Below are 23,631 nucleotides of genomic sequence, written 5' to 3'. Positions count from 1 at the left end.
GGAGTAATGGTGGCAGACAGCGAACTGGGTTTATCAGTAAGCGAGTTCGATTTTTTCATCAGCTATTCGCCGGCTGATGAACAGTGGGCCTCATGGATAGCGTGGTCGCTGGAGGACGCCGGATACCGCACCGTCCTCCAGGCGTGGGACTTCGTGCCCGGCACCAATTTCATCGACTACATGGACCGCGGAGTCAGCGAGTCCACCGCCGTCATCGCCGTGCTCTCCCGCCATTACGAACGCTCCACCTACGGCCGCATGGAATGGCAGGCAGCGCTCCGCGCGGCCCCGGAGGCACCGGAGCGACGGCTGCTGACCGTTCGGGTCGACGACATCCCCATCGAGGGACTCCTCGCCACCATCACCTATGTCGACCTGGTCGGCATCGCCGACGCGGACACCGCGCGCTCCCTGCTGCTGAACCGGGTGGGACAGGCGATGGACGGGCATGCCCGGCCGGTCCGCCGCCCCGGCTACCCCGGCTCCGGACCGTCCGGCAGAGGTGTCTTACTGCCCGGGCAGGACCCGTACCCCGCCGACCCGGACCACCTGCCCGGCCGCAGGCCCGGCGGCCCCGGCTGGGCGGGCCGGCGCAGACCCGCCCGCGCCCCCGGATACCCGCCCGCCACCGGCGCCGGCGTGGCCCGCGACACCGTCACCGTCCTCCACCTCGCCGGACCCGGCTTCGGGCGCGGCCGGGAACCCGACGCCCTCAGCCGGCAGCTGCGAGGCGACATCGTCGAACTCCGGGACGCCGGGGCACCCGCCCCCGATCTGCTGGTCGTCACCGGTGACCTCACCGCGTCCGGCAGCCCCCGCGAGTGCGACCAGGCCCTCAGCTTCCTGACCGCGATCCGATCCCAGCTCGACCTGCCGCCGCAGCGGGTCATGGTGGTGCCCGGCGCGCAGGATGTGAACCAGGCCGCCTGCCGCGGCTACTTCCACACCTGTGAGGCGGACGAGGTCGCCCCGCAGCCCCCGTACTGGCCCAAGTGGCGCCACCACACCCGGCTTTTCCGCAGCTTCTATCACGGGCTGGACACCGTCTTCGACAGCGACCAGCCCTGGACCCTGTTCCCGGTCCCCGAACTCAGCACCGTGGTCGCCGGGTTCAACTCCTCCATGGCCTTCAGTCACCGCCCCGACGACCAGTACGGCGCCATCGGCCGCGACCAGGCCGCCTGGTTCGCCGAGGCCCTGCGCGGATACGAGGAGGAGGGCTGGCTGCGGATCGGAGCCGTACGCCACCCGCTCACCGCCGCCCGCCACTACGCCGACGCCACCAGTGGACCCGGCGCGCTGCGGGACGCGGACGCCCTCACCCGGCTCACCGGCCCCCGGCTCAACCTCCTGCTGCACGGGCCCACCGGCGGCCCCCGCACCACCGGCGGCGAACCGAGCCACACCACGGTCGCGGCGGGGCCCGCGCGGCTTCCGGTCTTCGGCGCCGCGGCCCCCGCCCGCTTCCAGCTCCTGCGGATCGCCGCGGACGGCGTCACCCGCTGGGACGACCGCACCACCGCGGCGGCCCCCGTCCGGCTGCCCGGCGAATGGCGCCGTACCGGCCGGGTCTTCCCGGTCCCCGGCCCGGCCGCCATCCAGGCCACACCCGACTTCGACCGGCCGGCCACCGACGCACCCGTCGACTCCCTCACCGAACGCGTCAAGGAGATCTGCCTGGCCCGCAGAGACGGTGTACGGCTGCGCGACATCCCCCGCCGCGACCCCGCCGACATGGCCCAGATCATGGCCACCTGGCAGGAGGACGGAGTGGTGCGCCAGCAGCGCATCGCCGTCCACCCGGGCGTTCCCACCGAGGCCGAACTCGACCGGTTCACCGCCCAGGTGCACGCCACCGGAGCGGCGGCCGACGCCGTGCTGGTGCACGCGGGGGACGCGCCCGACCAGGCGCTGCGCGACCGTGCCGCCACCCGCACGGTCCGCATCAGGCTGCGCAGTTTCGTCGAGTTCCAGGGGCTGCTGGACCTGCGCGGCTACGTGGCCACGCAGACCGCCCGGCTGAACAGCAGCGAACAGTACCCGCCCGCCCGCTACCTCCCGCAGCGCTACCGCGACGCCGACCGGCCCGAAGGCGCCGAACACACCGGGCTTGTCGAGGACCTCATCGACCTGCTGGAGAGCGACCACGGCCGGTTCCTGCTGCTCCTCGGCGACTTCGGCCACGGCAAGACCTTCGCCCTGCGTGAGCTGGCCCGGCGCATTCCCGAACAGCTCCCGCACCTCACCCCGCTGCTCATCCCGCTCAACACCCTGGACCGCGCCCACAGCCTCGAAGGGCTCGTCGCCGCCCACCTTGCGGGCCACGGCGTCGACACCATCGACCTGCGGGCCCTGCGCTACATGCTTGCCCAGGGCCGCGTCGTCCTGCTCTTCGACGGATTCGACGAACTCGTCAACCGGGTCAGCTACGACAGGGCCGCCGACCACCTCCAGGTCCTTCTCGATGCCGCCGTCGACCGGGCGAAGATCGTCGTCAGCAGCCGCACCCAGCACTTCAAGTCCCACGACCAGATCCTGACCGCGCTCGGCGAACGCGTCGGGCTGCTGCCCCAGCGCCGCATCCTCGCCGTCGAAGGGTTCACGCCCGACCAGGTCCGTTCCTACCTCGTCCGCACCTACGGCGACGAACACCAGGCCGAACAGCGGTTCCAGCTGCTGCGCAACATCCCCGACCTGCTCACCCTGTGCGGCAACCCCCGGCTTCTCTCCTTCGCCGCGGCCCTCAGCCCGGACCGGCTGCGCGCGGTCGCCGGAGCGGGCCGCACCCTCAGCCCCGCCCGGCTCTACGAGGATGTCTTCACCTCCTGGATCGACTACGAGGAACAGCGCGGCCAGGGCGGCGCGGGCGCCGCACCCGGACTCGGCGCTGCCGCGCTGTGGTCCTCCGTCACCGCGCTCGCCCTGCGGCTGTGGGAGTCCGGTCGTACCGCGCTGCGCCTGGACGAACTGACCGAGACCGTGGCCACCGCCCTCGGCGGACTCACCGGGCCCACGCCGGCGCCCTCCACGCTCTCCACCGCTGAACAGGCCCAGGCGGTCGGTGCCGGCAGCCTGCTGGTCCGCAGCGACGACGGAGTGTTCCAGTTCATCCACGGCTCGGTGCTCGAATGGCTGGTCGCCCGGCAGGCCGCGCGGCAGCTCGACGAGGGCCAGGACGCGCTCCTGGCCGCGCGTCCGTTCAGCCAGCTCGCCGTCGAATTCCTCTGCGACCTCGCCGACCACGAGACCTGCGCCGACTGGGTCCGCGACACCCTCGCCCCGGACGGCCCCGTCGTCAGCGAAGCGGCCCGCCGCAACGCGCTGCGGATCGGTGACCGGCTCCGGGTACCCGCCAACGCCGACCTGCGCGGCGCGCGGCTGGCCGGCGAGGACCTTTCATACCGGGACTTCTCCGGCGCCGACCTCTCCGGCGCGGACCTGACCGACGCCCGTCTCACCGGAGCCAACCTCTCCGGTGCCGTACTCCGCGACAGCAGGCTCGCCGGCGCCCGGCTCGACCACGCCGACCTCTCCCGGGCGGACCTGACGGGCGCCGACCTCACCGGCAGCCGCCTCACCCGCGCCGAACTCACCGGCGCCGAACTCACCGGGAGCCGCTGGCACCGGGCCGCGCTGATCGCACCGATCCTGGACGACGCCGTGCGCCGGGCGCCCGAGCTCCGGGCCGCGGCCATCGCCCCGGGCATGCCCGTCGAAGCCGGATATCGGCCGTCGGCCGTCGGCGTCCCCTACGGATTCGACATGCGGACCAGCAGACTCCCCGAACCCATCGCCTACAGCCCCGACGGGGAACTCCTTGCCGTCGGCAGCGAGGACGGCGGCGTGCTGATCTGCGGCGCGGACACCGGCCGGGCCCTGCGCACGCTGCAGGGCCACTCCGGACGCGTGTACGCGGTGAAGTTCGCCGGCGACACCATCGCGACGGGCGGCTCCGACGGCACCGTACGCCTGTGGGACCCGGTCTCCGGGGCCTGCCGCCACCGGCTCGACGTCCATCCCGAAGGGGTGTGGCCGCTCGCGCTCGACCCGGAGGGCACCCTGGTCGCCACCGGAGACCGCGAGGGCCTGGTCACCGTCTGGTCCGTGGCCACCGGGCGGCCCCTGCACCGGCTTCCCGGTCACACCGCCCCGGTCTACACGGCCGTGTACTCCCCGGACGGACGCACCCTGATCACCGGGGACGCCGGGGCCCGGCTCCGCCGCTGGAACCTGTCCGACGGCTCCGCCGACGGTGAACTGACCGGCCATCAGGGCGCCGTCTACCGGGCCAGGTTCAGCCCCGACGGCACCCTCCTGGCCACCGCCGACCAGGGTGCGGCGGGCGGCGGTACGGTACGGATCTGGCGGGCCGAGGACGCCCGGCTGTTGCACACGTTCACCGGTCACACCGGACGCGTGTACGCGCTCGATTTCCACCCCGACGGAACTCTTCTGGTCAGCGGTGACACCGACGGCCAGGTCCGCCTCTGGGACCCGGTCGTCGGCACCCCCGCGGGAACCATGGAACACTGCGCCGGCGCGGTCTACCAGGTGCTCTTCCACTCCTCCGGGAAGCTCCTCACCTCCTGCGACAGCAGTGGCCAGGTCCGTCTCTGGAAGGTCTCCGGCACTCCCCGCACGGGCCGCACCGTCGCCCTGCACGACCGCCAGCCCACCGCGCACCGGGGCTCCGCGTGGGCCTGCGCCTTCCGTCCGGGGGACCGGCAGCTCCTCACCGTCGGCAACGATGGCGGTGCCCAGATCTGGGACGCCGATACCGGGCACGGCCGCCGCATCCTGCGTGGCCACGGCCGCCGGGTCACCGGACTCTCGTTCAGCGCCGACGGCACCCAGCTCGCGGCGGCGGGGAACGACGGAACGGTACGGCTGTGGGAAACCCGGACCGGCCGGCGTACCACTGAGCTGACGGGCCGGGGCAACCGCCTGGTCTCCGCCTTCTTCAGCCCGGCCGAGGAAATCCTGGCCACGGCGAGCAACGACGGCGACATCTACCTCCGCAGCGCATCGGACGGTGCCCACCTGCGCGAGGTGGACGCCGAGACCGAGCACATCTGGGCTGGGGCGTTCAGCGCCGACGGCTCCCTCCTCGCCACCGCCAACGACGACGACACCGTCCGCCTCTGGTACCGCTCGACCGGCGCACCCGTCGCCACCCTGACCGAGCATCGGGGCCGGGTCCGCTCGATCGCCTTCTGCACCGGCCCCGGAGGCGAGCTCGCCACCGGCTGCGACGACGGGGTCGTACGTCTGTGGAGTCCCGGCACGGGCGAGCTCCTGGCGGAACTGCGCGAGCACACGGACCGGGTGTACGGGGTGGCGTTCGGACCCGGTGGCGCATGGCTGGCCACGGCGGGCTGGGACGGCCGCACGGTCGTGTGGCGGGACGGCGTCCCGGAGCTTCGGCTGACCGGACACACCGGCAAGCTCTGGGCCGTCGCGGCGCACCCCGTACGCCACCTGCTCGCCACGGCGGGTGACGACCGCACGATCGGGCTGTGGCACGCGGAGTCGGGCGAGCGGCTGGCGGCGCTCGACGGCCACGCCGGACGAGTCCTCTCCCTCGCGTTCAGCCCGGACGGGCGCACCCTCGCGAGCGCGGGAGAGGACGGCACGGTACGCCTGTGGACCCTTTCCGTCGACCGTACGGTGCCCGAACCCACGGCCACCCTGATCGGACTGCCGGGCGGCTGGGCGACGCTCACCCCGGCCGGGGGCTACAAGTACGACGGCGATGTGGCCGGCGAGTTCTGGCATGTGGTGGGCATGTCCCGGTTCGCCCCCGGCGAGCTGGATCCGTATCTGCCGGGGGTGAACCGGCTGGCGCTGGGCGAAGCCCTCTGAGGGGACACGGCCGGGGCGGTGCTCACGCACCGCCCGTCAGCGCGGACGTCTTGAGCACCACCAGCAGCACCAGCACGGCGAGCAGCACCACACCCGCGGCGGCCTGGATCGTCGTACGCCGTTTCGCCGGGGCGTACGCGTATGCGACCGTGACGATGCCGCCCGTCAGCAGCCCGCCCAAGTGGCCCTGCCACGAGGTGAATCCGGCCGAGATCAGCATCCAGATCAGGAACCCGGCCATGAACCGGTTCACCGCCTGCATGTCGCGTCCGAGGCGCCGGTTGATGACGTAGAACGCCGCGCCGAGACCGAAGATCGCACCCGAGGCACCCACCGTGCCGTCGAACGGCGCGATCAGATAGACGAGGACCGAACCGCCCAGCGCGGACAGCAGATACAGCGCGAGGTAGCGGGCCCGGCCCAGCTGCTCCTCGACGACCCGGCCCAGATTCCACAGCGCGTACATGTTGAAGAGGATGTGCAGCACTCCGAACGGCAGCGAGCCGAAGGACGACGCGCCCGGCGGGAGATGCAGGAAGGCCCCGGTCAGCAGCCGGTACCACTCGCCGTCCACCACACCGATCACATCGAAGCCGGGGAATTTCCCGGCCTCGTAGACGTACTGGCCTCCGTCCGGGCCGTCCAGCCCCGCACCGAGCATCGCGAACCGGTCGACGATCCCCGGACGGACCAGCTCGCCCAGATACGCCAGGATGTTCAGGCCCATCAGCACATACGTGACGAGCGGCACCGCGGTCCTCGCCACCGCACCGCCGAACACGGTGCGGGCCTGCCGGACCGAGCGCTGCCCCTCCTTCACGCACTCCACGCAGTGGTGACCGACAGCGGCCTCACGCATGCAGTCGGGGCAGATGAACCGTTCACAGCGGGTGCAGCTCACATACGTCTCGTACGACGGATGGCGATAGCAGGTGGTGACCGCGGCCTCCACGGCAGGCTCCTTCACGGGTGGGCGGACACGAGCGGCCGGTGGGGACGGCGGCGATCAAGATAGCGAACACCGCCGCCCCGGGCATATCCGGGTGCCTTACGCTCAGGGTTCTGACACACCGAGATCGGAGAATCCGCATGGCCGGCTCGTCCGCCGCAACAGGTCCGGCCATCAGCCTCCGCAAGATCGAGGAGACCGCACCCGCGCTGGTCGGCCTCTACAGGAGTGCTTCCGTCCCGCTGACGAAGCACGGCATGACCGGGGAGCGCGCAGCGGTATATCTGGTGCTCGACTACTCCGGCTCCATGAAGGAGTACTACAAGGACGGCAGCGTCCAGGCCCTGGCGGACCGGGTGCTGGGTCTTTCGGCACATCTGGACGACGACGGCCGTGTACCGGTCGTCTTCTTCTCCACCGATGTCGACGCCGTCACCGACATCGCACTGGACAATCACCGCGGCCGGGTCGAGGCGATCGTGGCGGGCCTGGGGCACATGGGGAAGACCAGCTACCACCTGGCCATGGACGCCGTCATCGACCACTACATCGACAGCGGCTCGACCGCCCCCGCGCTCGTCGTCTTCCAGACGGACGGCGGCCCGATCAGCAAGCACGCGGCGGAGCGCTATCTGTGCAAGGCGGCGAAACTGCCACTGTTCTGGCAGTTCATCGGCTTCGGTAACAAGCGGAGTACGCAGTTCGACTTCCTGCACAGGCTCGACGAACTGGCCGTACCCGCCAAGCGCCCCATAGACAACGCAGGCTTCTTCCACGCCGGACTCGACCCGCGCAAGGTCCCGGACGCCGAACTGTACGACCGGCTGGTCGCCGAATTCCCGCAGTGGCTGGCCGCGGCCCGGGCACAGGGGATCGTCAAGTGACGGCCCGGGTGCTGCGGGCGGCCGACCGCACGGCCACGCCCTGGAAGAACGGCGGGGGAGTCACCCGCGAGATCGCGGCGTCCCCCGAGGGCGCGCCGCTGGACGCCTTCGACTGGCGGGTCAGCCTCGCCGATGTGTCCGGGGACGGGCCGTTCTCCTCGTTCCCCGGGGTCGACCGCACACTGACCGTGGTCGAGGGCGCCGGGATGGACCTCATGGTGGGCGGCGAGCACCACATCGTCGACGAGCAGTACTGGCCGCACGACTTCGCCGGTGACCTGGAGACGGAGGGCAGGCTGCTCGGTGGCCCGGTCGTGAACCTCAATGTGATGTACCGCAGGGAGCGTACGAGCGCGGAGGTCGCGGTGGTACGCGGCACCGTCCGGCTGTCGGTGCCTCGGGGCGGGACGGTTCTGGCCGTCGCGCTGGAGGACGGTGCGGTGGTCGACGGCCAGGACATCGAACTTGACCGCTACGACGCGTTGTTGGCGCAGGGCGAATCGCCGGGAGTGCTGCGGACGCTGGGTTGGGCGCTGGTGGTCACCCTGTCGGTCGGATGACGGGCACCCGGCGGATGGCGGGAGCCCGGAAGTTGCGCGGCCGATCGGGTGCAGCCGGGAAAAGCAGACAGAAGATGTCGGGATTCCAGGGTTCCATGGACGCATGACATCGAGTTCCTGGGAAGAGTTCCAGTCGGCGGAGCCGGCCTTCGCCGACACCGTCCGGGCCCGCTTCCAGCAGTACAAGCACCACGTCCTGGCGACCCTGCGCAAGGACGGATCGCCGCGCGTGACCGGCCTCGAAGTGGATTTCCGGCTGGGTGAGCCGTTCCTCGGCATGATGCCGAACTCGCGCAAGGCGCTGGACCTGCTGCGCGATCCGCGGTTCGCGGTGCAGGCCAACCCCGGACCGGACGCCGAGATGGCCGACGGGGACGTCCGGCTCTCCGGCCGCGCGGTGGAGATGACCGACCCCGCCGTGCTGGCCCGCTTCATCGAGGAGGTGAAGCCGCCGGAACCCTTCCATCTCTTCCGGGTGGAGCTGACCGAGGTGGTACGCACCGGTCTCGAACACCCTGGTCATCCAGGTATGGCGCCCCGGTCACCCGCTGCGCACCTTCCGAAGGGGCAACGACGACGGCTCACTGAACGAAATCTCCTGACGCAGGGGGCCGGGCCGCAGGCGCGGCCGGCCCGTCGGCGAGCACCCGCCCGCGGCAGGCCCCCGGCGTCCCCCACGCCTCCCGCAGGGGTCGCGCCTTGCGCAGCCACAGCGACAGGTCCAGCTCCTGCGTGTACCCCACCGCGCCGTGCAACTGCAGTGCCGCCCGCGCCGCCGCGTACCCCGCCTCGCCCGCCGTCACCTTGGCCGCCGCCACCTGCGCACCGGCGTCCGGCGCCTCCCCGGCGAGCGCGAGCGCCGCCCCGTACAGCAGCGGGCGGGCGAACTCCAGCCCGATCAGCGTGTCCGCGAGCCGGTGCTTGACCGCCTGGAAGGAACCGATCGCCGTACCGAACTGGGTGCGCTGCTTCACATACGCGACCGTGGCCCGCAGCAGCGCCTCGCCCGTGCCGAGCGCCTGCGCGGCCGTGGCGAACGCCGCCCACCGAGCGGCTCGCCCCGAGGCCTGCGCCACCCGGGGCCCGGATGCGAGCAGTTCCCCGCCCGGCCCGGGGCACCACAGCCGCCGGGCCGGGTCGGACGACACGCTGAGCGCGCCGGGCCCGGGTGCGAGTCGCAGCTCGTCGCCGGTCACGGTGAACACCGCGTCGACGGCGTCCGCGTCCAGCGCATACGGCCCGTACCCGTCCAACCGGAGCGTCGCCGATGCCGCACCGGAGGCCAGCCGCGGTAGCCACTCCTTGGCCGCCGCGCCACCCACACCCCCCAGCAGTACCCCGGCCGCAACCGTCTCCACGACCGGCCCCGGCACCGCGTGCCGCCCCAACTCGGTGAAGGCGACAGCGAGTTCGACCGGCAGCGGTCCGACGCCGTCGTACGTTTCCGGTATCGCCAGGGCGAACACCCCCGCCTGCGCCAGCCGCGCCCACAGGGCCCTGCCCGGTCCATGGTTCCCGGCGGCCCAGACGCGTACCACCGCAGGGGTGTCCGAGGCGGTCAGCATCGCGTCCAGCGAGCGGGCGAACTCCCGCTGCTCGTCGTCGAGGAGGAAACGCATCAGCGCCGTCCCTTCGGCAGGCCGAGCAGCCGCTCGGCGATGATGTCGCGCTGGATCTCGTTCGTACCGGCGTAGATGGGGCCCGCGAGGGAGAAGACGTACCCCTCGGCCCACTCGGACTCCGCCAGCTCCGCGTCCGGGCCCAGCAGATCGAGCGCCGTCTCGTGCAGAGCGATGTCGTACTCGGACCAGAACACCTTGTTCAGGCTGGACTCCGCGCCGATGTCCGCCCCCGCCGCGAAGCGTGAGGCGTTGGTGCAGGTGAAGAGCTGATACGCGCGCGCCCCGATCACCGCGTCCGCCACCCGGTCCCGCAGCGCCGTGTCGGACGGGTCGCCGTGAGTGCGCCACAGCCCGGCCAGCCGGTCCGCGGCGGCCAGGAAGCGGCCGGGGGAGCGGAGCGTCAGTCCGCGCTCGTTGCCCGTTGTCGACATGGCGATACGCCAGCCCTGTCCGGGCTCCCCGATGATGTCCTCGTCCGGTACGAACACCTCGTCCAGGAACAGCTCGGCGAAGGCGGGCTTGCCGTCGAGCCGCCCGATCGGCCGGACCGACACCCCCGGCGCCGACAGGTCGAACAACAGATACGTCAGCCCGTGGTGCGGCTTCGCGGCCTCGGGATCCGTACGGAAGATGCCGAACGCCCGGTCCGCGAACGCGGCCCGCGAGGACCAGGTCTTCTGCCCCGAGAGCAGCCAGCCGCCGTCCGTGCGCACCGCCCGCGAGCGCAGTGACGCCAGGTCCGAGCCCGACTCCGGCTCGGACCAGGCCTGCGCCCAGATCACCTCCCCGCTCGCCATCGACGGCAGGACCCGGGCCCGCTGTTCCCTCGTGGCGTGGTCGAAGAGCGTCGGGGCGAGAAGGCTGATGCCGTTCTGCGAGACCCGGCCGGGGCCGCCCGCCGCGTAGTACTCCTCCTCGAATGTCAGCCACCGGAAGATGTCGACGCCCCGGCCGCCGTACTCGGCCGGCCAGGAGACGACCGACCAGCGGTCCGCGTAAAGCCGCGCCTCCCACTCCCGGTGCGCGGCGAAGCCCTCGGCGGTCTCCAGGGACGGCAGCGGCTCGGTGGGTACGTTGGCCCGCAGCCACTGCCGCGCCTCGGCCCGGAACTCCTCCTCCTCGGCCGTGTACGACAGATCCATCACGCACCCGCCTTCTTCATCGAGGCGATGTCCATGCCGCCGAGCGGGTCCGCCGCCGTCTCCGCGTTGTGCGCATGGGCGAGATGATGCAGCCCGAAAGCCGAGTCGATGCCGGTGTGCAGCCCCTGAAGGTCCTCGGCCTGGTTGACCGCACGCTTGGTGAGGGCCAGTCCCAGACGCGGCATCCCGGCGATCCGCAACGCCAATTCATGGGTACGTCCGGCGAGTGCGCCGCGCTCCACCACCTCGTTCACCATGCCGACCTCGTACGCCCGGCGGGCGCTCATCCGGTCGCCGGTGAAAAGGAACTCCTTCGCGATCCGGGGCGGCATCACCCAGGGGTGTGCGAAGTACTCGACGCCGGGGATGCCCATCCGCACCACCGGATCGGCGAAGAAGGCGTCCTCGCTCGCCACGATCAGATCGCAGATCCAGGCGAGCATCAGCCCGCCGGCCACACACGCGCCCTGGACGGAGGCGACGACCGGCTTCGGCAGCTCGCGCCAGCGCCTGCACATGCCGAGATAGACCTCCGACTCACGGGCGAAGCGGCTCTCCGCGCCGGTCTTGTCGGAGTGGTCCCACCACAGACCGGCCCTGCGCTCGAAGGGCAGATGCGCATCGCGCCCGGGCGTGCCGATGTCATGGCCCGCCGAGAAGTGCTCCCCGGCGCCCGCCAGTACGACCACCTTGACCTCGGAGTCCTCGGCGGCCCGGTAGAACGCGGCGTCCAGGGCGTAGGTCATCGCCGAGTTCTGGGCGTTGCGGTAGCGCGGGCGGTTCAGCGTCACGTACGCGACCGGGCCCCGGCGCTCGTACAGCACGGGATCGGACTGGAGGTCACCGGCGTCACCGGCAGATGTGTCGTGGGCATCGAGCATCGGCTCATCCTTCCCTAACAAGTGTTTGGTAGGTTAACGTACGAGCATGAGGACCGTCGAGGATCCGCGGGCCGAGACCGAGGAGGCGCGGGCGTGAGCGCACCGCAGTACGTACCCGGACACGGCCTGCTGGCCGGCCGCAGCGCCGTCGTCACCGCAGCCGCGGGCGCCGGAATCGGCGGCGCCACCGCCCGTAGACTCCTTGAGGAGGGCGCCCGCATCGTCATCGGCGACGCGCACGCCCGCCGGCTGATGGAGACCGAGCAGGCGCTCGCCGAGGAGTTCGGCGCGGACCATGTCGCGTCACTGCCCTGCGACGTCACCGACGAGCCCCAGGTCCAGGCACTCTTCGCGCTCGCCGAACAGACCCACGGCGGCCTCGACATCGTCGTCAACAACGCCGGCCTCGGCGGCACCGCCGAACTCACCGAGATGACCGACGAACAGTGGACCAAGGTCCTCGACGTCACGCTGAACGGCACCTTCCGTTGCACCCGGGCGGCCCTGCGCTCGCTCAAAGCGGCGGGCCGCGGCGGCATCGTCGTCAACAACGCCTCTGTCGTCGGCTGGCGCGCCCAGAGCGGCCAGGCCCACTACGCCGCCGCCAAGGCGGGCGTCATGGCGCTCACCCGGTGCGCCGCGATCGAGGCCGCCGGGTACGGCGTACGTGTCAACGCCGTCGCCCCCAGCCTCGCCATGCACCCGCACCTGGTGAAGGTCACCTCCGCCGAACTCCTCGACGAACTGACCGAGAAGGAGGCATTCGGCCGCTACGCCGAGCCGTGGGAGATCGCCAACGTCATCGTCTTTCTCGCCAGCGGCTACTCCTCCTACATGACGGGCGAGGTCGTCTCCGTCAGCAACCGGCATGCCTGACGGGAGGGCGGCCGGGCGGAGAATGGGCGGGTGCCTACCAAGAAGAAGCCCCAGGTGACCCCCTCGCCCGAGCGTCGCCGCGAACTGCTCGCCACCGCCGCCGAGGTGTTCGCCGCGCAGGGATACAACGCCACCACCGTCCGCAGAATCGCGGACGCGGCCGGGATGCTCGCGGGCAGCCTCTACTACCACTTCGATTCCAAGGAATCGATGATCGACGAGATCCTCTCGACCTTCCTCACCGAACTCTGGGACGGGTACGACGCGGTGCTCGCCGCCGGACTCGGACCCCGGGAGACCATCGAGGCCCTCGTCACCGAGTCCTTCCGGGAGATCGACCGGCACCGCGCCGCCGTCGCCATCTACCAGAAGGAGTCCAAGCACCTGGCCACCCAGCCGCGCTTCCAGTACCTCGTCGACTCCCAGCAGAAGTTCGAGAAGGCCTGGCTCGGCACGCTGGAACGCGGCGTCGCCGACAAGGCCTTCCGCGCCGACCTCGACATCCGCCTCACCTACCGCTTCGTCCGTGACACCGTCTGGGTCGCGGCGTCCTGGTACCGGCCGGGCGGACAGCACAGCCCGGAGGAGATCGCCCGCCAGTACCTCTCGATGGTTCTGGACGGCATCGCCCTCGACACCTGACCCCACCCGAGCTCACCGAGGAGCAGAAGTCATGGCCGAGGCATACATCGTCGAAGCGGTACGCACTCCGGTCGGCCGGCGCAAGGGAGGGCTCGGCTCGGTCCACCCCGCCGACCTCGGCGCCCATGTCATCAAGGCCCTCGTCGAGCGGACCGGAATCGACCCGGCGGCCGTCGAGGACGTGGTCTTCGGCTGCCTCGACACCGTCGGACCGCAGGCCGGTGACATCGCCCGCACCTGCTGGCTGGCGGCCGGACTGCCCGAGGAGGTCCCCGGCGTCACCGTCGACCGGCAGTGCGGCTCCTCCCAGCAGGCCGTGCACTTCGCCGCCCAGGGTGTCCTGTCCGGCACCCAGGACCTCGTCGTCGCGGGCGGCACGCAGAACATGACGCAGATCCCGATCGCCTTCGCCTCCCGTCAGGCCGCCGAGCCCCTCGGCCTGACGGACGGCCCGTACGCGGGCAGCGAGGGCTGGCGCGCCCGGTACGGCGACGCACCGGTCAACCAGTTCCACGGCGCCCAGCTGATCGCCGAGAAGTGGGGCATCAGCCGCCAGGACATGGAGGAGTTCGCCCTCCGCTCCCACCGGCGTGCGATCCGCGCCATCGACGAGGGCCGCTTCGCGCGCGAGACCGTCGCCTACGGCGACGTCACCACCGACGAGGGGCCGCGCCGCGACACCACCCTGGAGAAGATGGCGGCCCTCAAGCCGGTCCTGGACGGCGGCACGATCACCGCCGCCTGCTCCTCGCAGGTCTCCGACGGGGCCGCCGCCATGCTCATCGCCTCCGAGCGCGCCGTGGCCGAGCACGGTCTCACCCCGCGCGCCCGCATCCACCACCTGTCGGTGCGCGGCGAGGACCCGATCCGCATGCTTTCGGCGCCGATCCCGGCCACCGCGCACGCGCTCAAGAAGAGCGGAATGACCATCGACGACATCGACCTGGTCGAGATCAATGAGGCATTCGCCCCGGTCGTCCTGGCCTGGCTGAAAGAAACCGGAGCCGACCCGGACAAGGTCAACGTCAACGGCGGCGCGATCGCCCTGGGTCACCCGCTCGGCGCAACCGGTACAAAATTGATGACGACGCTGCTGCACGAGCTGGAGCGCACCGGCGGCCGCTACGGGCTGCAGACCATGTGCGAGGGCGGCGGCCAGGCGAATGTGACCATCATCGAACGGCTCTGACCCCCACCCCGGCCCCTGCCCGGCCGCTGACCAGGTCGCCGAACCGTTCCGACAGGGCTCCGGGAACAGGTTTCGGCAGAGTCCCGAGCTCGCTCCGGGCCAGTTACCCCAAGGGCCCGGGCAGAAAATCCGCCGGCCGGCGGCGCGGCGTGTTCCACCGCCGGTCGGCAGAACGTGCTACGGTTGCCGAGTTGCAGTTTTGGTACCCATGAACTTTATGTGCGCCTGACGGGAATGCTTCCTCAGGCGCATTATTGTTTTCCGGCTTTCTCCGGATGGGGCTCAATGCGGCGACTTGGAATTCGTAAAGTGCGGATTTCCGGCACTGCACCTCTTTTAGGAGAATGACATGGCTACTGGAACCGTGAAGTGGTTCAACTCGGAAAAGGGCTTCGGCTTCATCGAGCAGGACGGCGGCGGCGCCGACGTCTTCGCCCACTACTCCAACATCGCCACCTCGGGCTTCCGTGAGCTCCAGGAGGGCCAGAAGGTCTCCTTCGACGTCACGCAGGGCCAGAAGGGCCCGCAGGCGGAGAACATCGTCCCGGCCTAATTGCCGGACGCGTACCTCGCAGCCGGGGCCCGCACCGTGAAGGTGCGGGTCCCGGCTTGTGCTGTCCCGGGACATGGCGAAGAAACGCGCCGTCCCGCAGCGCTCCCCAGCAGTCCCACGCAGTTCCCAGGAATCCCTAGGAATCCTCAGGAATCCCCCAGGAGGGCAATTCCGTATGACCCGCTCCGAACGCCAGGACCGACCCGCCCGCAACCGCCCGTCGAGGGGGCGCGGCACGGCCCCGGCAAAGGCAACCGCTAAGGGTTCCGGCAAGGGATCCGGCAAGGCGTCGCCCCGTCGCAGGGCCACGCCGCCGCAGGGCGAATTCGCCCTGCCCGAAACCATGACCCCCGCACTGCCCGCCGTCGAGGCGTTCGCCGAGCTGGACATGCCCGCAGCCCTGCTGAAAACCCTTGCCGCGCAGGGCGTCACCGATCCGTTCCCGATCCAGGGCGCCACCCTGCCGAACTCGCTCGCCGGCCGGGACATCCTCGGCCGCGGCCGCACCGGCTCCGGCAAGACCCTCGCCTTCGGCCTCGCGCTGCTGGCCCGCAGCGGCGGACGGCGCGCCGAGCCGCGCGCCCCGCTCGCACTGGTCCTCGTCCCGACCCGTGAGCTCGCCCAGCAGGTCACCGACGCGCTGACGCCGTACGCGACGTCCGTGAACCTGCGCCTGGCCACCGTCGTCGGCGGCATGTCGATCAGCAAACAGTCCGGCACGCTGCGCCGCGGCGCCGAGGTGCTCGTCGCCACGCCCGGACGGCTGAAGGATCTCATCGAGCGCGGCGACTGCCGCCTCGACCAGGTCGCCATCACCGTCCTCGACGAGGCCGACCAGATGGCGGACATGGGCTTCATGCCGCAGGTCGTCGCGCTGCTCAAGCAGGTCGAGCCGGACGGTCAGCGAATGCTCTTCTCCGCGACCCTGGACAAGAACATCGACCGGCTGGTCAAGATGTTCCTGACCGACCCGGTCGTGCACTCGGTCGACCCGTCCGCGGGCGCGGTCACCACCATGGAGCACCATGTGCTGCACGTGGCCGACGAGACCGACAAGAAGGCCGTCGCCACCAGGATCGCCGCCCGCGACGGCCGGGTGATCATGTTCGTGGACACCAAGCGTGCCGCCGACCGCTTCGCCAAGCGGCTGCTCGCCAGCGGTGTACGGGCTGCCGCCCTGCACGGCGGGCGTTCGCAGCCGCAGCGCAACCGGACGCTGGATCAGTTCAAGAACGGCCAGGTCACCGCGCTCGTCGCGACGAATGTGGCGGCGCGCGGCATTCATGTCGACGACCTCGACCTGGTCGTGAACGTGGACCCGCCGACCGACCACAAGGACTATCTCCACCGCGGCGGGCGCACGGCGCGTGCCGGGGAGTCCGGCAGCGTCGTCACCCTGGTGCTGCCCGAGGAGAAGCGGGAGATGACCCGGCTGATGGCCGATGCGGGCATCGCTCCGCGGACCACCCGGATCAAGTCCAGCGACGAGGAACTCACCCGGATCACCGGGGCCCGGGAGCCGTCCGGCGTCGCGATCGTCATCGAGGTCCCCCAGCCGACCCCGCCGAAGCCGCGCACGCGGTCGGGCGGGGCCGCGGCCGGTGGCGCGGGCTTCCGCTCGGGCAGCCGCGGCCGGGGCCGGCGCGGTGGTGCCGGGCAGGGCGGCGGCGGTGAAGGCCGGGGTACGGGGGGTTCCTCCGGCCGCGGCGGCGGTGCGGGTGGCTCGGCTCGTGGCGCTGCTTCCGGTGCCGGTGGTGGCCGCGGCGAGGCACGCGGTGCCGGGGCCGGGCGTTCCGGGTCCGGGGCCGGACGCGGTGGTGCGGCGGCGGGGCGTGGCCGCAGGGTCGCGTAACGGTACGGATGACGTGCGGTGACCGGATTCGTCCGGTCACCGCTTTGTCCTCAATCGCCGGACGGGCTCACGGCGCCCGACACCGCGCCCAGCGCCGCGCAGGCCTCCTCCATCACCCGTTCCACCAGCTCCGCACAGCTGGGCAGATCCTCGATCAGGCCCGCCACCTGGCCCGATGCCATCACACCCAGATCCGTGCGGCCGTCGACCATGGACGCCTTCAGGAGCATCGGGGTGTTGGCGGCCAGCAGGACCTGGCTCCAGGACAGGTCCTTGCCGTGCTTCATCGCGAGACCGTCGCGCACCATCCGGGACCAGCCGGTCCCGGAGATCCGCTTGAATCCCGCCGCCCGGCGCACCGCCTGGGCCAACGCCCGGATCCGGCCCGCGTTCTCCAGCGCGGCGACCATCTCCGTACGCAGCATCCGGTGCGGGAGCCCGTCCACCGCCGTGGTGACCGTCACGTCCTTGACGCCCGCCGCCAGATAGCGGGCCTTCACCGCGTCCGGCACGGTCGAGTCCGACGTCAGCAGGAACCGCGTACCCATCGCGATGCCCGCCGCCCCGTACGCCAGCGCAGCGACCAGGCCCCGGCCGTCGTGGAAGCCACCCGCCGCGATCACCGGGATGTCCACCGCATCGACAACCTGGGGCAGCAGCACGGTGGTTGCCACATCACCGGTGTGGCCGCCGCCCTCGCCGCCCTGCACGATCACCGCGTCCGCGCCCCACGCCGCGACCTTCTCGGCATGGCGCCGGGCACCTATGGACGGGATCACGACCACGCCCGCGTCCTTCAGCTCGGCGATGAGCTCCTTCGAAGGGGCCAGTGCGAAGGACGCCACCTTCACGCCCTCGTCGACGATGATCCGTACCCGCTCGTGCGCATCACCGGCGTCGGCGCGCAGATTGACGCCGAACGGCTCGTCCGTACGGGACTTGACCTCCCGTACCGCTGCCCGCAGTTGCTCCACGCTCATCGTCGCGGAGGCCAGGATGCCGAGCGCGCCCGCGCGGGCCGTGGCGGAGACCAGGCGGGGGCCCGCGACCCAGCCCATGCCGGTCTGGACTATGGGGTGGCGGACGCCGACAAGATCGGTGAGCGCGGTCCGCATCAGACCCCGACCTCGCGGTTCCGGGTGCCCTTCGGGTCGATGACCTCGCGGATCAAGGCCAGCTCCTCGGCGGTCGGCTCCCGGGTGTACGGGACATCGTCCGCGATCGTGAGCGCGAAGCCGGTGGCTTCGCGGACCTCGTCGGCGGTGACGCCGGGGTGCAGCGAGGAGAGGCGCATCGAGCGGTCCGGGGTCGCGAAGTCGAGGACGCCGAGATCGGTGACGACGCGAGGGATGCGGTGGTAGCGGGTCGCCGACGGACCGGCCGCCGCGGCACTGTCGTGACCGACGCCGCAGATCATGTCGACGCGCTCGACGAAGACCCGGGGGGAGTGCTTGGGCACCCAGTAACTGACCGGGTTGTTCAGGGTGTTGACCGGGGCGCCGCGTACGCCGAGGAGCTGGCGGGTGGGCTGCTCCCAGTCGCCGATGCAGGAGATGTTCTGGTTGCCGAACCGGTCGATCTGGCTCGCTCCCATCATCACGTGACGCCTGCCGCCCGTGACCATGGTGAGGTGTTGGCGGTACGGCAGCCAGCCCTCCGTCGTGCCGTCCGGGCCGACGATCAGCGCCTCGCCGTCGGTGAGCAGCAGATCGGGCGAGAAGGTGCGTTTGGCGAGCCGGGCGCCGACGGACGGGACGAGTCCCATCGGGCTGGCGAGCACCTCTCCGTTGTCACGCCAGGCATCGGCGCAGGCGATCACGCAGTACTCGGCCCGGGTCACGGTCCGGTTGCTCACTTCTGCTCCTCGTGCCAGGCCTGGACGGCCGACTGATAGCTCTTCTCGTCGCCCTGTGCGGGCAGGAAGCGGTCGCTGAAGGCCGCCCAGGCGTCGGGGTCGGCGGCCGCGGTCGCGTACGCCTTCTGGAACGCCTCGTCGCGCGGGTGGTCGGGGACGCAGGAGGTGAAGTGCGCGCCGTTCGGGGTCTCGACGACGCCGGTGACGGAGTGCCGCTTGACGAGGAGCGTCTGCGGGGCCGCCGTCTCGGTCAATTCGGCGGTCTCCACGAGGCGTTCGCAGGAGACGTAGGCGTTGTCGGCGGCCTCGCAGAACAGGTCGTCGAAGTACGGGTCCGGGCCGAGGTACTGGCCGTTGCCGAACCGGTCGGCACGGTTCATGTGGACCAGTGCAGCGTCCATCCGCAGGGCGGGCATCGCGACGAACTCCTCGCCGTCCGTGTACGGCGAAGTGACCGTACGCAGGCCCGGGTTGACCCGCATCACGTCCGAGCCGATACCGGCGCGGACGGGGAGGAACGGCAGCCGGTTCGCGGCGGCGTGCAGCCCCCACATGAACATGGCCTCGTCGACCTCCATCAGTTCGAACGCGCCGCGCTGGCGGGCCGTCCTGAAGTGGGGTTCGAGCGGGATCGAGTCGAGTGTGGCGAAGGCCGCGACCAGTTTGCGGATCCTGCCGGCGGCGGCGAGCAGGCCGACGTCGGGGCCGCCGTACGAGACCACGGTGAGATCGGTGATCCGGGAGCGGAGCAGCGCCCGGACCAGTGCCATCGGCTTCCGGCGGGAGCCCCAGCCGCCGATGCCGATCGTCATCCCGCTGCTGAGCCGGGAGACGACGTCCTGCGCTGTCATGGTCTTGTCGGTCCTCATGTCGGTGCCGATTCCGGTCACGGTCACGGTCATGCCTCCTTGCCGAAGGTGTCGCGGACGCGGTCGGCGACACCGCTGAGATTGGCCTCGAAGGTGAAGCCCTGCTCGAAGCGGTAGCTGCGGCGTACGTCCACCGGGTCGATGCTGTTGATCGCGGCCTTCGCCAGCCGGATCAGATACCCGTCCTTACGGGCGATCTCGCCCGCCAACTCCATTGCCGCATCCAGGAGTTCATCGCGCGCTACAACCTTCCAGACCGAGCCGTGGGCGTGCAGTTCTGCGGCGGTGGCGGTGCGCGAGGTGTAGTACAACGCGCGCATCAGATGCTGCGGCACGAGCCGGGCGAGATGGGTTGCGGCGCCGAGCGCGCCCCGGTCCAGCTCGGGCAGGCCGAATGTCGCATCGTCGCTCGCCACGATCGCGTCCGCGTTGCCGACGAGGCCGATGCCGCCACCGAGGCAGAAGCCGTTCACCGCGGCGACGACCGGGACCTCGCACTCGTACACGGCCGAGAACGCCTCGTAGCAGCCGCGGTTGGCGCCGATCAGGGCGGCGTGACCGGTGTCGCGCTGCATCTCCTTGATGTCGACGCCCGCGTTGAATCCACGCCCGGCGGCGGCCAGCACGACACAGCGGACCTCGGGATCGCGGCCCGCGGCACAAAGAGCGTCGGCGAGTTCGTACCAGCCCTGTACGGGGAGCGCATTGACGGGCGGGTAGTCGACCGTGACGAGGCAGATGCCCTTGCCGGGACTTGCGGTGGAGACACCCATGGGCGAATCAGCTACCTTTCCACCAAACATTTGTTAGGTGTGGAAGGTAGCAGCCTGCCCCCGCATCGCCAACAAGGAGATGTGTGATGACCGCAAGCAGCGACGGACGGGACAGGGGAAGCGAAGGGGGAAACGACGGAGGAAGCGTCGGTGGACTGTGCGACGGGCGCGTCGTGATCGTGACGGGTGCCGGGCGCGGGCTCGGCCGTGCCCACGCGCTCGCCTTCGCCGCCGAGGGGGCGAAGGTCGTGGTCAACGATCTCGGTGTCGGCCCGGACGGCGACGGGGGCTCGGCCGGTCCGGCCCGGCAGGTGGTCGACGAGATCGTGGCGGCGGGCGGCGAAGCGGTCGCCCACGGGGGTGACATCGCCACGACGGAGGGGGCGGCGTCGCTGGTCACTGCCGCGCTGGAGACCTTCGGGCGACTGGACACGCTGGTCAACAACGCCGGATTTCTGCGCGACCGGATGCTGGTGAATCTGGACGAGGACGACTGGGACGCGGTGATGCGGGTCCATCTGAAGGGCCACTTCCTGCCACTGAAGCAGGCCGCCGCGCACTGGCGGGCCGAGGCGAAGGCCGGCCGCGCGCCGGTGGCCCGGGTGGTCAACACGAGCTCCGGTGCGGGGCTGCTCGGGAGCGTCGGACAGGGCAATTACTCCGCTGCGAAGGCGGGCATCGTGGGCCTGACGCTCGTCGCGGCCGCGGAGATGGGGCGGTACGGGGTCCAGGTCAACGCGATCGCCCCAGCGGCACGGACCCGGATGACCGAGCGGACGTTCGCGGAGACGATGGCGGCGCCGGGGGAGGGGGAGTTCGACGCGATGGCCCCCGAGAACGTGTCCCCGCTGGTGGTGTGGCTCGGCTCGGCCGCGAGCGACGGGGTGACCGGGCGGGTCTTCGGGGCGGAGGCCGGCCGGATCACGGTCATGGAGGGCTGGCGCCCCGGTCCCACCGCGGACCGGCGGGCGCGGTGGGCGCCGGCGGAGGCGGGGGAAGCGGCACGGAAGCTGCTGTCGGAGGCGGAGCCGGCGCAGCCGGTGTACGGGGCGAAATCCAGCCGTCGGCGAGGCTGACCATTCACTCTCTCCGGCGTTCGAGGTGCGGGGGCGGGCGCCTGCGACGGGCTTTCCCTGCCCGCCCCTTCCCGCAGCCCCGGTTGCTTCAGGTGCTGCAGTCCAGGACCGTCCGGCACAACCCGCACCGGGCCCGTACCCGGCCGCGTACCGGAACGCGGATGCGCTGGTGGCAGGTGGGGCAGGCGAAGGAGACCCGGAGGCCTTGCGGGCCGTTCTCGAAGGTGTACGGGGCGTCGGGGCCCGGGGCCGCCCCCGCACCCGGATGGTCCTGGGCGTACCGCCGGTCCTTGGCGTAGCGGTGCCGGCCCGCCCAGCCGGCCGCCGCGAGGGGCGGCTGCCGGGTGTCGTGGAGGGCCTGGGCGCGCCCCTTCGTGTACGCCGTGTACGCCTGCGGACTCGTGAACCACGGTGAGGGATCCTCGTCGAAGGCGAACGCCCGCTTGGCGAGGACGTATCCGAACTCCTCCGGGGTGAGATAGCCGAGCTTCTGGCTGGAGACGGCGTCCTCACGGAAGGCGTCCAGCAGCAGCCAGCCCGCGCCCAGATACGTCGTCGCGGTGTCGGTGAGGATCTCGTTGTCGCGCGTACCGGGGAACTCCAGGCCGAGGCGGTGCAGCAGCACATGCATGACCTCGTGCGAGAGCGCGGCGCCGATGTCCCTGCGATGGGTGCGGAAGCGGTCGTTGAGTTCGATGAAGTACTCGGGCCCCGCGGCGAGTTCGACGCCGGCGGCGTGTTCCATCGTCCGGAAGCCGACGATCATGCGGGCGTCCGGCAGGTGCAGATGCTGGACCATGGCCCGCGCCACCCGCTGGGCGCCGAGGTACAGATCGTCCTGGTCGGAGAAGGCGGCGTCGGCGGGGGCGAGGCTCGTGGCGTAGCCGCGGACACCGTCATGCGACAGCCTCCGGTACAGCGCCGTGATCGCGGACCGGACGGTGTCGAGATGAGGGAAGCCGTGGACGACCGGACTTCCGCCGCCCCGGCCGTGGTCCCGGCTGTTGTCCGTCACGTCTCCGCCCCCGTCCGCGACGATCGACCGGCCTCCACTGTAGCCGCAGCGACGTGAGTGATCTTGGCCGAAAAGTGAATCTTGTGGGGCCCGTGATTATTTCCCGATAATCCGAATCATGCTCTTGTCGGGGGCATGACCAACGGGGTTCTGCTGCCCGTGGCCAGGACCCCGGGCGAGGGCACGTACCCCCACGCAACCCCCCACAAGAACCCCCCACGAAAGAAGGCAGTCCGTTGAAGCAGCTTCTGCGCGCCGTGAAGAGATGCTCCGTCATAGCCGCCGTGGTCCTCGCGGCCGTCAGCCTCCAGCCCGCCGGAGCGTCCGCGGCCCCCAACCCGGTCGTCGGCGGAACCCGCGCCGCCCAGGGTGAATTCCCGTTCATGGTCCGGCTGTCGATGGGCTGTGGCGGCGCTCTCTACGCCAAGGACATCGTCCTCACCGCCGCGCACTGCGTGAACGGTTCGGGCAACAACACCTCCATCACCGCCACCGCGGGCGTCGTCGACCTCCAGTCGTCCAGCGCGATCAAGGTCAAGTCCACCAAGGTCCTCCAGGCCCCCGGCTACAACGGCAAGGGCAAGGACTGGGCACTGATCAAGCTCGCCAAGCCCATCGACCTGCCCACCCTGAAGGTCGCCACCAACACCACGTACAACAACGGCACCTTCACCATCGCAGGCTGGGGCGCCGCCACCGAGGGCGGAAGCCAGCAGCGGTATCTGCTGAAGGCCACCGTGCCGTTCGTCTCCGACGCAGACTGCCAGGGCGCATACGGCAGTGACCTCGTCCCCGGCGACGAGATCTGCGCCGGGCTGATCGACACGGGCGGCGTGGACACCTGCCAGGGCGACTCCGGCGGCCCCATGTTCCGCAAGGACAACGCCGGAGCCTGGATCCAGGTGGGCATCGTCAGCTGGGGCCAGGGCTGCGCCGAGCCCGGTTACCCGGGTGTGTACAGCGAGGTCTCGACGTTCGCCGCCAACATCGCCTCCGCGGCGGCCACGCTCTGACGCCCCGGCCGGCCCCAC

Annotated in this window: 19 protein-coding genes and 1 pseudogene; 11 read left to right on the top strand and 9 right to left on the bottom strand. The window is 71.2% G+C overall.

What is annotated here, in order from left to right; all coding sequences use genetic code 11:
* Positions 1 to 6: 6 nt before the first annotated feature.
* Positions 7 to 5,862 (top strand): TIR domain-containing protein, encoded by a 5,856-nt coding sequence (locus ACIPEK_RS06230; protein ID WP_401991297.1) that lies wholly within the window; start codon positions 7 to 9, stop codon positions 5,860 to 5,862.
* A 22-nt stretch (positions 5,863 to 5,884) separates the two neighbouring features.
* Here the strand turns inward: ACIPEK_RS06230 and ACIPEK_RS06225 are convergent, their stop codons facing one another.
* The gene (locus ACIPEK_RS06225) at positions 5,885 to 6,814 is read right to left on the bottom strand and encodes a rhomboid family intramembrane serine protease (protein ID WP_401991294.1); all 930 of its coding nucleotides are present in this window, start codon (positions 6,812 to 6,814) and stop codon (positions 5,885 to 5,887) included.
* A gap of 137 nt (positions 6,815 to 6,951) precedes the next feature.
* Here ACIPEK_RS06225 and ACIPEK_RS06220 point away from each other — a divergent pair, with 137 nt between their 5' ends.
* The 3 genes and pseudogenes from ACIPEK_RS06220 (at position 6,952) to ACIPEK_RS06210 (ending at position 8,857) form a co-directional block, all read left to right on the top strand.
* Positions 6,952 to 7,695 (top strand): vWA domain-containing protein, encoded by a 744-nt coding sequence (locus ACIPEK_RS06220; protein WP_401991291.1) that lies wholly within the window; start codon positions 6,952 to 6,954, stop codon positions 7,693 to 7,695.
* Entirely contained in the window at positions 7,692 to 8,255 is a 564-nt protein-coding gene (locus ACIPEK_RS06215; protein ID WP_401991288.1) for a HutD family protein, read from the top strand. Before ACIPEK_RS06220 ends, ACIPEK_RS06215 begins: the two co-directional genes overlap by 4 nt.
* 103 nt (positions 8,256 to 8,358) lie before the next feature.
* Positions 8,359 to 8,857 (top strand): annotated as a pseudogene (locus ACIPEK_RS06210) (pyridoxamine 5'-phosphate oxidase family protein).
* Here the strand turns inward: ACIPEK_RS06210 and ACIPEK_RS06205 are convergent.
* The 3 genes from ACIPEK_RS06205 to ACIPEK_RS06195 are packed head-to-tail and all read right to left on the bottom strand — an operon-like array spanning position 8,837 to position 11,900.
* On the bottom strand, positions 8,837 to 9,874 hold the full coding sequence (locus ACIPEK_RS06205) for an acyl-CoA dehydrogenase family protein (protein ID WP_401991285.1): 1,038 nt from the start codon (positions 9,872 to 9,874) through the stop codon (positions 8,837 to 8,839). The pseudogene ACIPEK_RS06210 and the gene ACIPEK_RS06205 overlap by 21 nt on opposite strands.
* Complete coding sequence (locus tag ACIPEK_RS06200; RefSeq protein WP_401991840.1) at positions 9,874 to 11,019, bottom strand: acyl-CoA dehydrogenase family protein; 1,146 nt, start codon at positions 11,017 to 11,019, stop codon at positions 9,874 to 9,876. Before ACIPEK_RS06200 ends, ACIPEK_RS06205 begins: the two co-directional genes overlap by 1 nt.
* Positions 11,019 to 11,900, bottom strand: coding sequence for an enoyl-CoA hydratase (locus ACIPEK_RS06195; RefSeq protein ID WP_401991282.1), 882 nt, complete (start codon positions 11,898 to 11,900; stop codon positions 11,019 to 11,021). Before ACIPEK_RS06195 ends, ACIPEK_RS06200 begins: the two co-directional genes overlap by 1 nt.
* 93 nt (positions 11,901 to 11,993) lie before the next feature.
* On the opposite strand from ACIPEK_RS06195, the gene ACIPEK_RS06190 reads away from it, so the two are divergent.
* The 5 genes from ACIPEK_RS06190 to ACIPEK_RS06170 all read left to right on the top strand — a co-directional run bounded on the left by ACIPEK_RS06190 (position 11,994) and on the right by ACIPEK_RS06170 (position 17,012).
* A complete protein-coding gene (locus tag ACIPEK_RS06190) occupies positions 11,994 to 12,776 on the top strand; it encodes an SDR family oxidoreductase (RefSeq protein ID WP_401991279.1) in 783 nt (260 codons plus the stop codon).
* Between the two features lie 30 nt (positions 12,777 to 12,806).
* Positions 12,807 to 13,418 (top strand): TetR/AcrR family transcriptional regulator, encoded by a 612-nt coding sequence (locus tag ACIPEK_RS06185; protein ID WP_383067582.1) that lies wholly within the window; start codon positions 12,807 to 12,809, stop codon positions 13,416 to 13,418.
* A gap of 31 nt (positions 13,419 to 13,449) precedes the next feature.
* On the top strand, positions 13,450 to 14,607 hold the full coding sequence (locus tag ACIPEK_RS06180) for an acetyl-CoA C-acetyltransferase (protein ID WP_383067584.1): 1,158 nt from the start codon (positions 13,450 to 13,452) through the stop codon (positions 14,605 to 14,607).
* A 349-nt stretch (positions 14,608 to 14,956) separates the two neighbouring features.
* A complete protein-coding gene (locus ACIPEK_RS06175) occupies positions 14,957 to 15,160 on the top strand; it encodes a cold-shock protein (protein WP_003969786.1) in 204 nt (67 codons plus the stop codon).
* A 175-nt stretch (positions 15,161 to 15,335) separates the two neighbouring features.
* Positions 15,336 to 17,012 (top strand): DEAD/DEAH box helicase, encoded by a 1,677-nt coding sequence (locus ACIPEK_RS06170; RefSeq protein ID WP_401991275.1) that lies wholly within the window; start codon positions 15,336 to 15,338, stop codon positions 17,010 to 17,012.
* 50 nt (positions 17,013 to 17,062) lie between these two features.
* On the opposite strand, the gene ACIPEK_RS06165 is transcribed toward ACIPEK_RS06170, so the two are convergent.
* Genes ACIPEK_RS06165 through ACIPEK_RS06150 form a run of 4 tightly spaced genes read right to left on the bottom strand, consistent with a single transcriptional unit; the run spans position 17,063 to position 20,509 of the window.
* Entirely contained in the window at positions 17,063 to 18,127 is a 1,065-nt protein-coding gene (locus tag ACIPEK_RS06165; protein ID WP_401991272.1) for an NAD(P)H-dependent flavin oxidoreductase, read from the bottom strand.
* On the bottom strand, positions 18,127 to 18,867 hold the full coding sequence (locus tag ACIPEK_RS06160; protein ID WP_401991269.1) for a CoA-transferase subunit beta: 741 nt from the start codon (positions 18,865 to 18,867) through the stop codon (positions 18,127 to 18,129). The genes ACIPEK_RS06165 and ACIPEK_RS06160 overlap by 1 nt, the downstream gene beginning before the upstream one ends.
* A complete protein-coding gene (locus ACIPEK_RS06155) occupies positions 18,864 to 19,769 on the bottom strand; it encodes a CoA transferase subunit A (RefSeq protein ID WP_401991266.1) in 906 nt (301 codons plus the stop codon). Before ACIPEK_RS06155 ends, ACIPEK_RS06160 begins: the two co-directional genes overlap by 4 nt.
* Positions 19,766 to 20,509, bottom strand: coding sequence for an enoyl-CoA hydratase family protein (locus tag ACIPEK_RS06150; RefSeq protein WP_401991263.1), 744 nt, complete (start codon positions 20,507 to 20,509; stop codon positions 19,766 to 19,768). Before ACIPEK_RS06150 ends, ACIPEK_RS06155 begins: the two co-directional genes overlap by 4 nt.
* An 86-nt stretch (positions 20,510 to 20,595) precedes the next feature.
* Between ACIPEK_RS06150 and ACIPEK_RS06145 the strand changes: the two genes are divergently transcribed.
* The gene (locus tag ACIPEK_RS06145; RefSeq protein WP_401991260.1) at positions 20,596 to 21,585 is read left to right on the top strand and encodes an SDR family oxidoreductase; all 990 of its coding nucleotides are present in this window, start codon (positions 20,596 to 20,598) and stop codon (positions 21,583 to 21,585) included.
* 88 nt (positions 21,586 to 21,673) lie between these two features.
* Here the strand turns inward: ACIPEK_RS06145 and ACIPEK_RS06140 are convergent, their stop codons facing one another.
* Positions 21,674 to 22,600: a hypothetical protein gene (locus ACIPEK_RS06140; RefSeq protein ID WP_401991257.1), complete on the bottom strand. Its 927-nt coding sequence runs from the start codon at positions 22,598 to 22,600 to the stop codon at positions 21,674 to 21,676.
* 236 nt (positions 22,601 to 22,836) lie between these two features.
* Between ACIPEK_RS06140 and ACIPEK_RS06135 the strand changes: the two genes are divergently transcribed.
* Positions 22,837 to 23,613, top strand: coding sequence for a S1 family peptidase (locus tag ACIPEK_RS06135; RefSeq protein WP_401991254.1), 777 nt, complete (start codon positions 22,837 to 22,839; stop codon positions 23,611 to 23,613).
* The last annotated feature ends 18 nt before the right edge of the window (positions 23,614 to 23,631 follow it).

The sequence above is a fragment of the Streptomyces sp. NPDC088246 genome (assembly GCF_044741025.1).
Lineage (GTDB): Bacteria > Actinomycetota > Actinomycetes > Streptomycetales > Streptomycetaceae > Streptomyces.
This window is presented reverse-complemented; position numbering and strand designations above follow the sequence as displayed.